12 protein-coding genes are annotated in these 12,730 nt (G+C 59.0%); 6 read left to right on the forward strand and 6 right to left on the reverse strand.

All coding sequences use genetic code 11. The features are described 5' to 3' along the window. Nucleotides 1-65 precede the first annotated feature (65 nt). The 4 genes from PMI36_RS15280 to PMI36_RS15265 all read right to left on the reverse strand — a co-directional run bounded on the left by PMI36_RS15280 (nucleotide 66) and on the right by PMI36_RS15265 (nucleotide 4,072). On the reverse strand, nucleotides 66-395 hold the full coding sequence (locus tag PMI36_RS15280; protein ID WP_008072022.1) for a hypothetical protein: 330 nt from the start codon (nucleotides 393-395) through the stop codon (nucleotides 66-68). A gap of 572 nt (nucleotides 396-967) precedes the next feature. After that, the gene (locus PMI36_RS15275) at nucleotides 968-1,507 is read right to left on the reverse strand and encodes a GNAT family N-acetyltransferase (RefSeq protein ID WP_008072024.1); all 540 of its coding nucleotides are present in this window, start codon (nucleotides 1,505-1,507) and stop codon (nucleotides 968-970) included. 179 nt (nucleotides 1,508-1,686) lie between these two features. Continuing rightward, a complete protein-coding gene (locus tag PMI36_RS15270) occupies nucleotides 1,687-3,627 on the reverse strand; it encodes a DNA topoisomerase III (protein ID WP_032830402.1) in 1,941 nt (646 codons plus the stop codon). Nucleotides 3,628-3,742: 115 nt separating this feature from the next. Beyond that, nucleotides 3,743-4,072 (reverse strand): DHCW motif cupin fold protein, encoded by a 330-nt coding sequence (locus PMI36_RS15265; protein WP_008072026.1) that lies wholly within the window; start codon nucleotides 4,070-4,072, stop codon nucleotides 3,743-3,745. A gap of 149 nt (nucleotides 4,073-4,221) precedes the next feature. Between PMI36_RS15265 and PMI36_RS15260 the strand changes: the two genes are divergently transcribed. Next, nucleotides 4,222-4,584, forward strand: a complete 363-nt coding sequence (locus PMI36_RS15260) for a DUF427 domain-containing protein (protein ID WP_007907061.1) — start codon at nucleotides 4,222-4,224, stop codon at nucleotides 4,582-4,584. A gap of 169 nt (nucleotides 4,585-4,753) precedes the next feature. Here the strand turns inward: PMI36_RS15260 and PMI36_RS15255 are convergent, their stop codons facing one another. Together PMI36_RS15255 and PMI36_RS15250 are read right to left on the reverse strand one after the other, a co-directional pair. After that, nucleotides 4,754-6,376 carry an MFS transporter gene (locus PMI36_RS15255; RefSeq protein WP_008072027.1) on the reverse strand — a complete coding sequence of 541 codons (1,623 nt, stop codon included), beginning with the start codon at nucleotides 6,374-6,376 and terminating at the stop codon, nucleotides 4,754-4,756. A gap of 140 nt (nucleotides 6,377-6,516) precedes the next feature. Next, entirely contained in the window at nucleotides 6,517-8,181 is a 1,665-nt protein-coding gene (locus PMI36_RS15250; RefSeq protein WP_008072028.1) for a GMC family oxidoreductase, read from the reverse strand. Nucleotides 8,182-8,314: 133 nt separating this feature from the next. On the opposite strand from PMI36_RS15250, the gene PMI36_RS15245 reads away from it, so the two are divergent. The 5 genes from PMI36_RS15245 to PMI36_RS15225 form a co-directional block, all read left to right on the forward strand. Beyond that, complete coding sequence (locus PMI36_RS15245) at nucleotides 8,315-9,211, forward strand: LysR family transcriptional regulator (protein ID WP_008072033.1); 897 nt, start codon at nucleotides 8,315-8,317, stop codon at nucleotides 9,209-9,211. A gap of 653 nt (nucleotides 9,212-9,864) precedes the next feature. Then, complete coding sequence (locus tag PMI36_RS15240) at nucleotides 9,865-10,224, forward strand: DUF6124 family protein (protein ID WP_008072036.1); 360 nt, start codon at nucleotides 9,865-9,867, stop codon at nucleotides 10,222-10,224. 280 nt (nucleotides 10,225-10,504) lie between these two features. Then, a complete protein-coding gene (locus tag PMI36_RS15235; protein ID WP_008072038.1) occupies nucleotides 10,505-11,110 on the forward strand; it encodes an SCO family protein in 606 nt (201 codons plus the stop codon). Continuing rightward, on the forward strand, nucleotides 11,110-11,583 hold the full coding sequence (locus PMI36_RS15230; RefSeq protein WP_008072040.1) for a copper chaperone PCu(A)C: 474 nt from the start codon (nucleotides 11,110-11,112) through the stop codon (nucleotides 11,581-11,583). Before PMI36_RS15235 ends, PMI36_RS15230 begins: the two co-directional genes overlap by 1 nt. Nucleotides 11,584-11,767: 184 nt before the next feature. Then, on the forward strand, nucleotides 11,768-12,730 hold a 963-nt coding region (locus PMI36_RS15225; RefSeq protein WP_008072041.1), incomplete at its 3' end, for a TerC family protein.

Here is a 12,730-nt window from a genome sequence, read left to right on the forward strand (position 1 = left end):
GAGACAAACGAAAAGGCCCCGCTCGATACTCCGAGCGGGGCCTTCTTTCATTACTGAGGGGGATATCAATACAAGCGATCAATCACCCGAACTTCGTTCTGGTTCTGCATCGATGCCCACGCCTGTTTCAGCGTTTGCAGCACATTACCGATGAAGTCTTTGTCGGCCGCGGCTTTCTTGCCGACATAACCCTGGCCGCGACGGTACATCTTCAGTCGGGCGAGCAGGTTCTGGTTGTTCCGGTCGAACTCTTCTTCGTGGGCATGGGGCGACAGGCAGTCGATATGGACCTGGCCCGATTTGCTGATCCACAGAATATGGCTGTCCTGGCTGTCTTTTTGCGCAGCGAACAAGCGAGCCAGTTCATCGATAGTAGGTTGATTGTTCAGATTCATTGTAAGCCCCTTGACCATTTGGTGATCTTTCAAAGTTGATTCGCTAATACAAGTAGCCCATCGGTTAGTTGATCCCTGGCACCGAAACCAGGACGTCAGCGGTCGGCCGTCAATACGACGGGGTCCCGCGTCTGCTGCATGTAGTCGTGTTGAATAACTGCTACGCAATAGCGTCACAACGAAGAGAAGCGGCGAAAACCTGGAGGCCACTGCCGACATTTTCAGGGTCGGCCACAAGCTTCATGAGGATTGATCGCCAGCGCTTCTCGTCCTTTGTACTGGACGTTCAGGCCAGGTCAGCTTCTTCAATCTGCCTTGTGGGCAGCGTGTATCCGGGAAAAACAGCTCGGCGGTCAGACGAGCTTGCTCAAACGTGTTGCCTGTACTCCCGATCGGGGAGATGTCTGCATCATGCAAGGGCAAATCGGAGGCGTCAACGGTTTTGTAGTGATTATTTTTGCTCACTACATATTGTCGGACAAAGTGGTTTTGGAATTAGAAAATCGGCGTGGCTAGCACCAGCAGAACTTTTGCGGTGCTGGAATCGTCAAGATCGCAGCCTTCGGCAGCTCCTACGGGGCCGGGGTAGGAGCTGCCAAAGGCTGCGATCTTTTAAAGCGGTAAACGGTGCAGGGGTAGCCGTCTACTGCCAGTTGATGCACGGTGAATGCTGAGCCCGTGAGATCAGGTATCACCTTGGCCCAGAACCGCTGCGCAGGCTGGTTGGCATCGATGTGGAAAATCTGCCATTGACCGGGGAATCGGTTCAAGAGGGCAGAGACGACAAACTTCGCGACGCCTTGGCCACGAAAGCGTCGGCTGACAAAAAAGTAGCCGATGTTGTGCTCCGCGCCGACGATATGGGTTTCGTTATCCACGGTCACGAAACCGGCAAGCTCGCCGTCAACCTTGATCAGAAACGGCCTGGTTGCCGGGTTTCGCCAGTAGTCCTGTTTGGGCTGGATGTTGAACAAGCCATGTTCACCGAGTTTCAGCGGCAACCATTCGCTGAAGTCATACACGTAGAACTGCATCAGGTTCTCGATGGTTTCCAGTTCGTCGCGCTGAGCGGCGTGCAGTTCTATTGAGGGCTGGCTTCTGACTGTCGTCATGGTTGTACCTTTCAGAAAGCAGGGCTGTTGCCTGATGCCGATCAGTGTAGGAGCTGCCGAAGGCTGCGATCTTTTGATCTTGCCATTGCCTGTACCCGATCAAATCAACAAAGCCAAAATCAAAAGATCGCAGCCTTCGGCAGCTCCTACATGTCCTCTTCACGCCCTGAACCTTTGCGTCAACCCGATTTCGCCACGCGCTTGGTGCCGGTCGAAGATTTGCGTTTGGCCGGTTTGCGTTTGTTTTTCCACGGTGTGGCGCCACGCCCGGCGGGGCTTGCCGGTCCGCTGATGGTCAGGTTCAGGCCGGCGCAACGGGCCACTTGCTTGCTCATCCACGCCGCCTGTTTGGTGACGAATTCTTCCAGGCTCATTTCACCGCTCTGCACCATGTCCAGGGCCTGCTCCCAAATCGCCGTGGTGCCGGGATCGGCAATCGCGCGCGGCACGGCATCGATCAGGCTGAACGCTGCCGGTGTCGCGGCCAGGGCCTTGCCATTCTTGATCAGGTAGCCGCGGTCCAGCAGGCCCTGGATGATCGAGGCGCGTGTGGCTTCGGTGCCGATGCCGGTGGTGTCCTTGAGCTTTTGCTTGAGCAGTGGATCTTCCACCAGTTTGGCGACGTTCTTCATCGCCTTGATCAGATCGCCTTCGGTGAACGGTTTGGGCGGCTGGGTCCAGAGGTCCTTGAGCTTCACATCGGCCACCGCGCAGTCACGTCCTTCGGCCAGTGTCGGCAATGTTTGCGGTGCCGGTGCTTCGCGGCCCTTGGCGGGTGCGAGGGCCTCGGGCAGGGCGCGTTTCCAGCCGGGCTCGACAATCTGCTTGCCCACCGCGCGCAAGGCTTCACCGGCGCAGTCGAAGTCGGCCTGGGTCCGGTCGTATTCATGGTTGGGCAGGAACTGCGCCAGGTAACGTGCACGAATCAGGGTGTAGACCGCCCGTTGTTTGCCTGCCAGGCGGTCGAGGTTTTTCGCCGCCGCCGTGGGGATGATGCCGTGGTGAGCGCTGACCTTGGCATCATTCCAGGCCCGTGAGCGGCGCTGGGGCTCCAGGTGATCGTGCAAGGCGTTCAGGGCCGGGTCGGCCTGCCTCAGCGCAGCAAGAATACTTGGGGCTTCACTGTGCTGACTCAACGGCAGGTAGCCGCAGTCGCTGCGCGGGTAGGTGATGACTTTGTGGGTTTCGTACAGCGCTTGGGCGATATCGAGTGTTTCCTGAGCGCCGAGCCCGAGCTTTTTCGAGCAGACTTCCTGCAAGGTGCCCAGATCGAAGGGCAAAGGCGCGACTTCGCGCATGCGTTCGGTGCGCAGTTTGATCACCCGAGCGCTCGCCGCACCGCTAATGGCCGTAGCCGCTTGTTGAGCCAGCGCCTGATTCAGGCAGCGGTCCTGATCATCGCAAGCGTCGGAGGCCGCGCGCCATTGGGCGGTGAACGCGGTGCCGTCGTGCAGCAGTTGCACATCGATCGCCCAATAAGCGACCGGGACGAAATCGGCAATGCTGCGGTCGCGATCCACCACCAGGCGCAAGGTCGGCGTCTGCACCCGACCGACCGGCAACACACCCTGATAGCCGGACTGACGCCCCAGCAGGGTGAACAGTCGACTCATGTTCATCCCGATCAACCAGTCGGCCCGGGAGCGCCCCAACGCCGAATGATAAAGGCTGAACGTCTCGGCCCCCGGCTTGAGCGCCGCCAGTGCCTTGCGGATCGATGCATCGTCCAGCGCCGACAGCCACAATCGCCGGATCGGCCCGCGATAACGGCAATGCTCCACCAGTTCCCGGGCGATCATCTCGCCCTCACGATCGGCGTCGGTGGCAATCACCAGTTCACTGGCCTCGCCGAGCAAGCGTTTGACCGCCTTGTACTGGCTGGCCGTGCGCGGTTTGACGGTCATCTTCCATTTTTCGGGAATGATCGGCAGATCCGCCAGCACCCAACGCTTGTAACGCGCGTCATAGGCATCCGGCGGTGCGGTTTCCAGCAGATGGCCGATGCACCAGGTCACCGTGACACCCGTTCCCAGCCAGCAGCCGTCGCCCCGACGCTTGGCGCCGAGTACGGCGGCGATGTCTTTGGCCTGGGAGGGTTTTTCACAGAGGTACAGCTGCATAACCACCATCATCAATCAGTGTTCGAGAGGTGCACAGAATGGCGGCTGATGAGCGATGGAGCAATCTTTATCTGTATGGATGTACAGCTTAAGCTGTTGCGGTTGATGACAGCAGTCAGTCCACCACAAACAACCTGGCGCCAATGACGGTGGATGAACGATGCGCTTCGGCATTGTCCGCCACCTGATAGCTCATGCCCGGCGTGAGGACGAAGACTCGACCATCCTCCAGTTCGGTGTGCAGTTCCCCTTCCAGGCAAAATAGCACATGCCCCTTTGAGCACCAGTGATCGGCCAGATACCCGGGCGTGTATTCGACGATACGCGCGCGAATCGCGCCGAACTGCCGGGTGCGCCACAGGGCGCTGCCAGTCTCGCCCGGGTGTTCGGTGGGTTCGATTTGCGACCAGTCGGTGGTGCCGAAGGGGATATTGGCAATGTCCATGCTGCTCTCCTGGTGAGGCATGCTGTTTTGGGGGCTTCACTGTAGCGCAAGCAAGCTCCGTTCGGCTGTGAAGCAGTCGCGATACCGAAACATGAGGTATACCTGTCGGAGCGCGGATACAGCGCAGCAGCGACAGAGGATCCTACTCTATGAAAGCCCCCGGACCCGGTAATCCCATCGCCATCAGCCCTCAACCCGGCTGCGTGGTGGTGAAGTTCCATGGCATTCAAGTGGCGTCATCCACTCGGGCGCTGGTGATGCATGAGGCCAATTATCCTCCGGTGTACTACATCCCCCGGGAGGACATTGCCGAACAATATTTCGCCCGCACCGACCACACCAGCTATTGCCCATACAAGGGCGATGCCAGCTATTTCAGCCTGCAAATCCCCGGGCATGAAGGGGCCAATGCGGTATGGAGTTATGAGCATCCGAAGGTATCAGTCGCGCAGATTGGCGGGTATGTGGCGTTTTATCCTGAAGAAGTGACGTTTGAGGTGCTCGACACCTGATGTGCAGAAAGCATTGTGGTGTAGGGACTTGTTGCTTGAACGCAATCCATGTGGGAGCGGGCTTGCTCGCGAAGGCGGTGTGCCAGGCAACATTGATGTCGACTGACACTCCCTCTTCGCGAGCAAGCCCGCTCCCACAGGCAAGCCTGGCTAGTAGAGGTTCGCGTCGTCAGTTCTTGTCCAGATCCACATCCTTCGTCTCACGCAAACACATCATCCCCACCACCAAGCTCACCCCGGTAATCACCACCGGGTACCACAGCCCGTAGAAAATATCCCCGGTGTACACCACCAAGGCAAACGACACCGTCGGCAGGAAACCACCGAACCAGCCGTTACCAATGTGGTAGGGCAGGGACATGGAGGTGTAGCGGATGCGGGTCGGGAACAGTTCAACCATCAGCGCCGCCAGCGGGCCGTAGCACATGGCGGAGATGATGATCAGCGCGACGATCAGCGCCACGATCATCGGTTTGTTGATCAGCTGGGTGTCGGCTTGTGACGGATACCCGGCCAGGGTCACTGCGCCGCGCAGGGCGGCTTCATCGTAGCCATCGATTTTTACCTCGCCGATGCTCACCTGCACGGCGCTGCCGGCCGGTGCCGCTTCGCTGTTGTAGGGCAGGCCCTGTTTGACCAGGAAGGTTTTGACCTTGTCGCACGGGCTATCAAATTTAGCCTTGCCCACCGGGTCGAACTGGAACGTGCAGGTGGCCGGGTCGGCCAGCACGGTGATCGGTGCCTGGCGGCTGGCCTGGTCGATGGCCGGGTTGGCGTAATGGGCCAGGGTCTTGAAGATCGGGAAGTACAGCGCGGTGGCCAGCAACAGGCCGATCATCAGCACCGGTTTGCGCCCGACCTTGTCCGACAGCCAGCCAAAAAAGATGAAGAACGGTGCGCCGATGATCACGCTGACGATCAGCAAACTGTTGGCCAGGGCCGGGTCCATTTTCAGGAACTGGGTGAGGAAGAACAGGACGTAGAACTGTGCCGCGTAGAAGGTCACCGCTTGCCCGGCGTTGATGCTGAATAGCGCAATCAGCACCACTTTGAGGTTGTCCCATTTGCCGAAGGAATCGCGCAGCGGCGACTTGCAGAGCTTGCCTTCTTCTTTCATTTTCACGAACGCAGGCGATTCATGCAGGCTCAGGCGGATCCAGGTCGAGATGCCCAGCAGCACGATCGAAAACAGAAACGGAATGCGCCAGCCCCAGACTTCGAACTGGTCGCCGGTGAAGTAGCGGCAGCCGAGCACCACCAGCAGCGACAGCAGCAAGCCGAGGGTGGCGGTGGACTGAATCCAGCTGGTGTGGAAACCGCGTTTGCCCATCGGTGCGTGTTCGGCGACGTAAGTGGCAGCGCCGCCGTACTCTCCGCCCAATGCCAGACCCTGAAGCATACGCAGCACCACGAGGATGATCGGCGCGGCGATGCCGATGCTCGCGTAGGTCGGCAGCAAGCCGACGCAGAACGTCGCCACCCCCATGAGGACGATGGTTGCCAGGAACGTGTATTTACGCCCGATCATGTCCCCCAAGCGTCCGAACACCAGCGCACCGAATGGCCGCACGATGAAGCCGGCGGCGAAGGCCATGAGCGCGAAGATGAACGCCGTGGTGTCGTTGACCCCGGCGAAGAACTGTTTGCTGATGACCGCCGCGAGGGCGCCATAGAGGAAAAAGTCGTACCACTCGAACACCGTCCCGAGGGACGAAGCGAAGATGACTTTCTGGGTTTCCTGAATGGTGCCGGCGCTGCGGACGGCTTCCAGGGGCTGAACATGTTCTGACATATCGGTATCCCTCACAGTGATTGTTTTTGTTGTTCCACTGGTGTTGCGTAGTCCTTGCAGAGGTATTTCAACGTCCTTAAATTCAGTGCGATCCCCTGTGGGAGCGGGCTTGCTCGCGAAAGCGGTGGGTCAGTCGACCTCTATGTTGAATGTAATGCCGCCTTCGCGAGCAAGCCCGCTCCCACAGGGGAGAGGTCTATAGGCGAAGGATTGAGGATCAACTGCGCAGCCTTCTCGGCGATCATCAACGTCGGCGAACAGGTATTGCCCGAGGTGATGCGCGGCATGATCGAGGCGTCGGCGATGCGCAGGCCGGGGATGCCGTGGACGCGCAACTCGGCGTCGACCACAGCGTGCGCATCGTTGCCCATCCGGCAGGTGCCCACCGGGTGGAAAATCGTCGTGCCGATCCGGGCGGCGGCTTCGTGCAATTGTTCTTCGCTCTGCAAGCTGTCGCCGGGTAGGTACTCGACCGGTTTGAACGCTTGCAAGGCGGGCGCGGAGACGATGCGGCGGGTCAGGCGGATGGCGTCAGCTGCTACTCGCAAGTCTTCAGGATGGCTCAGGTAGTTGGGCTGAATCAGCGGCGCTTCCCGTGGATCGGCAGAGCGAATGTCGATTCGGCCGCGGCTTTGCGGACGCAGATCGCAGACCGATGCAGTGAACGCGGGGAAGGCGTGCAGCGGCTCGCCGAAACGCTCCAGCGACAACGGTTGAACGTGGTATTCGAGGTTCGCCGAGGTCTGCTCCGGCCCCGAACGGGCGAAGGCACCAAGTTGGCTCGGGGCCATGGACAGCGGGCCGCTGCGGTCATACAGGTAACGCAGGCCCATGCCCATCTTGCCCCACAGCGTGCCAGCGATCTGGTTCAGGGTGCGGGCGTTTTCCAGTTTGTAGATCAGCCGCAGTTGCAGGTGATCCTGCAGGTTGCCGCCCACGCCGGGCAGTTCATGGGTAACGCCGATGCCCAGTTTTTGTAGCAATGGGCGAGGGCCGATACCGGAACGCTGAAGAATGCCCGGTGAACCGACGGCACCGGCACACAGGACGATTTCCTTGCGCGCCTTGAAGGTTCTGGCCTGGCCTTGCCAACGAGCGCTGACTGCTGAGGCACGGCCGTTTTCCAGCAGTACGCGGTCCACTTCGACGTCAGTCAACACCGTCAGATTGGAACGCTGGCGGATTGGTTTGAGAAACGCCTTGGCCGCGTTCCAGCGGATCCCGGCTTTTTGATTGACCTGGAAGTAGCCGCAGCCTTCGTTGTCGCCCTGATTGAAGTCATCGATGCTGGCGATGCCGCTTTGCTCGGCTGCCGTGCGAAATGCATCGAGGATCGGCCACGACAGCCGCTGCCGCTCGACTCGCCATTGCCCGGCAGCGCCGTGAAATTCCGAGTCGCCGGCAAAATGGTTTTCGCTTTGCTTGAACAGTGGCAGCACGTCTTGCCAGCCCCAGCCGGCATTGCCCTCGGCCGCCCAGCCGTCGTAATCGCCGGCCTGGCCGCGCATGTAGATCATGCCGTTGATCGAGGAACAGCCACCGAGCACCTTGCCGCGCGGGTAGCTCAGGGCGCGGCCTTGCAGGCCCGGTTGCGTTTCGGTCTTGAAGCACCAATCGGTGCGCGGGTTGCCGATGCAGAACAGGTAACCCACCGGGATGTGAATCCACGGGTAGTTATCGCGGCCGCCGGCTTCGAGCAGCAACACGCGATGCTGCGGGTTGGCCGACAGTCGATTGGCCAGCAAACAACCGGCTGGCCCGGCGCCGACCACGATGTAGTCGTATTCATCAAGGGAAGTCTGCATCCCTGACCTCGTATTGTTGTTCTTGTTGTCGGTCATCCTAGTTGTTAGCTTTCGTTAAAAGAATGTTAGTTTTTACGCAGCTGCTGTGCGTTTTTAAACAGCGTTGTTAACGGCATAACGTCAAGGATGGTTCATGTTCGACTGGAATGACCTGCGGTTTTTTCTCGAATTGCAGCGTAGCGGCCGCTTGCTGACCGCTGCTCGCCGCTTGAACACCACTCACGCCACCGTGGCCCGGCACATCGAAGCCATCGAAAAAAGCCTCGGCACCGCGCTGTTCGTCCAGCATGCCCAAGGCTACGAATTGACCCCGGCCGGCGAAGCACTGCTCAAGCACGCCGAAGCCATGGAAAACGTCGCGCTGCTGGCGCAGGAAGAAATCACCCAGTCATCCGCGCCGCTGGGCAAGATCCGCGTCGGAGTGACGGAAGGGCTGGGCATCATGTTCCTCGCCAGCCGCATGAACGGGCTGTTCGAACGCTATCCGGGGCTGGAAGTGGAGCTGGTGGCGGTGCCGCGCTTCGTCAGCATCCTCAACCGTGAAGCGGAGATCAGCATCCACCTCGAACGCCCGGCTGCCGACATGCTGGTCACCCGCAAACTCACCGATTACCGACTGGCGCTCTATGCCAGCCAGGCCTATCTGGACCGCTCGCCACCACTGCACAGCCGCGAAGACCTCGGTCGCCATGCGTGGATCGGCTACGTCGACGACTTGCTGTTCAGCCAGGAACTGATGTTCCTCAACAGCTTCTGCCGCAACCCCCAGGTGGTGTTTCACAGCACCAGCGTCATCGCCCAGCAACAGGCCGCCCGCTCGGGGTTGGGGATTGCTGTGCTGCCGTGCTACATGGCCAGCGCCGATCCCCAACTGGTGCCGTTGTTGCCGGACGAAAGCATCCAGCGCAGTTATTGGATCAGCACGCGGCGCGAGCTGCACAAGTCGGTGCGGCTGCGGGTGTTGTGGGATTACGTGGTGGAGTTGTGTGAGCGCGAGCAGGATCTGCTGCAAGGCTCCATTCCGCTGTAGGAGCGAGCGGTGCGGCGATCCGACTTGCCCGCGAAGGCGTTAGGTCTGGCACACCGCGTTATCGTTCTTCGCGGGCAAGCCTCGCTCGGGTAATGGAATCTTGAGTCAGTGAGAAACCTGTGGCGAGGGAGCTTGCTCCCGCTTGAGTGCGTAGCACTCACAAAAATCGGCGATTGTTCAGATTTTGGGGCCGCTACGCAGCCCAGCGCGAGCAAGCTCGCTCGCCACAAAGGTAGGCATGACTGAAGAGTCGCGCTTAAGTGAACAGCATTACGCTGCTACGGGGCACGTTTTAAACAAGAAAAATCGCGAGCGTTTAAATGAAGCTTTCAGTTACCACCTAAGGGCTACAACGCCTTGCGCCACCCCCTACACGTAAGACAGAATCCGCCGGCTTGTGCGTCTAGGGGGCCGTCGGTAACTTGATTCCCGTCACTGCCCATCAGTGATCGGGTCTGCAAGCTCGCCGGAATACCAGTCGCATAGCCCTGCCAAAGGACGCTCGTTTATGTCCTCGAAATGGCGGCTTTGTGCGGGAGATCTTCGGATCTGCCGGGTTCCTGGTTTCCCGGTCTTGCAGACCCGCACATAGCTGCCACCCATCATCTGCAAGTGATGTTGGTAGCTCCTAATGAACAATCAGGAGTTTCACCATGATCAAACCTACGCCCAATCCGCCGGACACCGATCCGATATCCCCGTACGAACCCAATTCAAACAAACTCAACGAGGCCGCCGAACGCGCCCTCGACTTCCATTTCCCATCGAATGCCGACATCAAAGCCACCGCGCGTAAACCCAGCAAGCTGTTTGCCGTGGCCCCAGAGGCGACTACCGAAACCCTGGCGGTTTTTTTGGTCGAGACACTGGCCTCGGTCGATGTGATGGTCCATCAGTTGGTGGATCATCTGGAGGGTGAGTCGCGTCACGCCCTGCTGGGTATTTCAAACAGCATCATGGTGGCGGAGATCACCGCGAATCGGGTGCTGGACCACATTAATACGCCTGAGTAGGTATGAACTGTTGTGGTGAGTGAGTTACTGACGCAGGGTTGTGCAGTGATCCTTTTTTTGGGGGCCGCTGCGCGCCCCAGCGGGAGCAAGCTCCCTCGCCACAGGTTTCTTGGTGTTTGTTCCCAGTAGGGTATCCCGAGGCCGCGACCTTTTGGCGCATGACCGGCGGGCCACCGATTGAGCGCCACAGTGCAACAGTTTGTTAACATCCGTGCGCTTTTTTTCGTCTGATTGATCAGCCACTGTAGATTCCCGGTCGCTACACAGGATGCTTTTTTCCATGAGTACGTTGTATACCCGTCGCACGGTCCTGCAAGGCATGAGCCTGTTGAGCCTTGGCCTGCTCGCCGGCTGCGATGACAGCAGCAAGCTGTCGTTCAAGTACGGCAAGGACCTCAGCGACAAAATCATGGGGCGTACCTTCAAACTCAAGGACGCCCAGGGCGAGTACCGGATGCTGGGCAGCTATCGGGGCCTGATGCCGATGGTTTTTTTCGGTTTCACCCAATGTCCGGCGGTCTGCCCGACGACGCTGGCCCGTGCGGCACAGGCGAAAAAACTGATGGGCCGCGATGGCGAACGCCTGCAAGTGATCTTCATCACCCTGGACCCCGAGCGGGATACGCCGCAAATGCTCGACGCCTACGTCAAAGCCTTCGATCCAAGTTTCGAGGCGCTGTACGGCTCGCTGGAAGAAACCGCCGCCACCGCCAAGGAGTTCGGTGTGTTCTTTGAAAAGATCCCGAGCGGCTCGACCTATACCCTCTCCCACACTGCGACCAGCTTCGTTTTCGACTCACGAGGCACTTTGCGCCTGGGGCTGTCCGCGTCCCTTACCGCTCAAGAGTGTGCAGAAGACCTGCTCACCGTCATGGAGGTCTGCTGATGACTTCGATCTACGCACCACGTATTAAACAGCTGGCCCTGGGCCTTTTCCTGATCGGCACGGCCTGGCAGGTGTGCGCCCAAACCCAGGTGAACGATGTCTGGGTCCGCGCGACGGTAGCCGGCCAGCATTCGACCGGCGCCTTCATGACCCTGCAGGCCGACAGCGACAGCAAATTGCTCAGCGTGCAGTCGCCGGTCGCGAACACCGTGCAAATTCACCAATCCAGCATGAAAGACGATGTGATGAGCATGAGCCAGGTCGAGTCCGTCGCGCTGCCGGCCGGCAAACCGGTGAGCTTTGATCCCCATGGCTACCACATCATGCTGATGGACCTGACGACGCAGGTTAAGGAAGGCGACAAAGTGCCCCTGACCCTGACCGTGGAAAACGCCAAGGGCGAAAAAGAGACGATCAAGGTTGACGCCGAGGCTCGGGCGCTCGGCATGCAGGATCACAGCAAGATGCATTGAGAGACTCAATCCCGGCCCGTCTGAACGCCACTGTTGCGGTGGTGTTCGGCTCGCGCTGAGAATTATCAGCAATACTTCGTAAATAACGAATTATTGGTAAAGAATATTCGATTTTTCTTCGCTGCAATCTCCCCGCTAGCATGACCCTGTCGGCTCCAGAACAAATCCAGACAGGGAGAACGACATGCAACCCCTGAACATCGGTGAACTCTGGATGTGGGTCACCTTCATTGCCTTCGTCATCGCCATGCTGGCTTTGGATCTGTTTGTTTTCGGCGGGCGCAAGGCGCATCGGGTATCGGTGCGCGAGGCGTCGTCCTGGGTGATTGCGTGGTGCGTGCTAACGCTGACCTTCGCAGGATTGCTCTGGTGGTACTTGAATGGCGAGTTCGGGCCGGAGATTGCGCGAAGTAAAACCCTGGAATTCTTCACGGGCTATTTGATCGAACAGTCGCTGTCGATCGACAACATGTTTGTCTTCGTGATGATTTTCAGCTACTTCGCCGTACCTGCGGAGTTACAGCGTCGAGTGTTGTTGTACGGTGTGCTCGGGGCCATCGTGATGCGTGGGGTGATGATTCTCGCCGGTGTGTGGCTGGTGTCGCAGTTCGCGTGGTTGTTGTATGCGTTCGGTGTGTTCCTGATCATCACCGGGATCAAGATGCTGGTATTCGCCCATCAGCAGCCTGACCTCAATAAAAACCCCATATTGCGCTGGATACACAGCCATCTGCGCGTCACCGACGAGTTTCATGGCGAGCGTTTTTTTGTAATGCAAAACAGTCGGTACTGGGCGACGCCGATGTTTCTGGTGCTGGTGCTGATCGAGGCCAGTGACCTGATGTTTGCAGTCGACAGCATCCCGGCGATCTTCGCCATCACCACCGATCCGTTCATTGTATTCACCTCGAACATCTTCGCGATCATGGGCCTGCGCGCCCTGTACTTTTTGCTGGCCGACATGGCTGACCGCTTCCACCTGCTCAAATACGGTTTGGCGATCGTACTGGTGTTCATCGGCGCCAAGATGACGCTGATGCCGTGGCTTCACATGCCGGTTGAATGGTCGCTGGCCGTTGTCGGCGGGATCATTCTGACTTCGGTGCTGTTGAGTCTGGTCTTGACCCGCAAGGAGGATCAAATGCGC

The organism is Pseudomonas sp. GM79 (assembly GCF_000282495.1).
GTDB lineage: Bacteria > Pseudomonadota > Gammaproteobacteria > Pseudomonadales > Pseudomonadaceae > Aquipseudomonas.

What these genes read in the sequence shown, in the direction of transcription:
- PMI36_RS15280 (WP_008072022.1), bottom strand. Translation starts at nt 395, where the DNA reads ATGAATCTGAACAATCAACCTACTATCGATGAACTGGCTCGCTTGTTC.
- PMI36_RS15275 (WP_008072024.1), bottom strand. Translation starts at nt 1,507, where the DNA reads ATGACGACAGTCAGAAGCCAGCCCTCAATAGAACTGCACGCCGCTCAG.
- PMI36_RS15270 (WP_032830402.1), bottom strand. Translation starts at nt 3,627, where the DNA reads ATGCAGCTGTACCTCTGTGAAAAACCCTCCCAGGCCAAAGACATCGCC.
- PMI36_RS15265 (WP_008072026.1), bottom strand. Translation starts at nt 4,072, where the DNA reads ATGGACATTGCCAATATCCCCTTCGGCACCACCGACTGGTCGCAAATC.
- PMI36_RS15260 (WP_007907061.1), top strand. Translation starts at nt 4,222, where the DNA reads ATGAAAGCCCCCGGACCCGGTAATCCCATCGCCATCAGCCCTCAACCC.
- PMI36_RS15255 (WP_008072027.1), bottom strand. Translation starts at nt 6,376, where the DNA reads ATGTCAGAACATGTTCAGCCCCTGGAAGCCGTCCGCAGCGCCGGCACC.
- PMI36_RS15250 (WP_008072028.1), bottom strand. Translation starts at nt 8,181, where the DNA reads ATGCAGACTTCCCTTGATGAATACGACTACATCGTGGTCGGCGCCGGG.
- PMI36_RS15245 (WP_008072033.1), top strand. Translation starts at nt 8,315, where the DNA reads ATGTTCGACTGGAATGACCTGCGGTTTTTTCTCGAATTGCAGCGTAGC.
- PMI36_RS15240 (WP_008072036.1), top strand. Translation starts at nt 9,865, where the DNA reads ATGATCAAACCTACGCCCAATCCGCCGGACACCGATCCGATATCCCCG.
- PMI36_RS15235 (WP_008072038.1), top strand. Translation starts at nt 10,505, where the DNA reads ATGAGTACGTTGTATACCCGTCGCACGGTCCTGCAAGGCATGAGCCTG.
- PMI36_RS15230 (WP_008072040.1), top strand. Translation starts at nt 11,110, where the DNA reads ATGACTTCGATCTACGCACCACGTATTAAACAGCTGGCCCTGGGCCTT.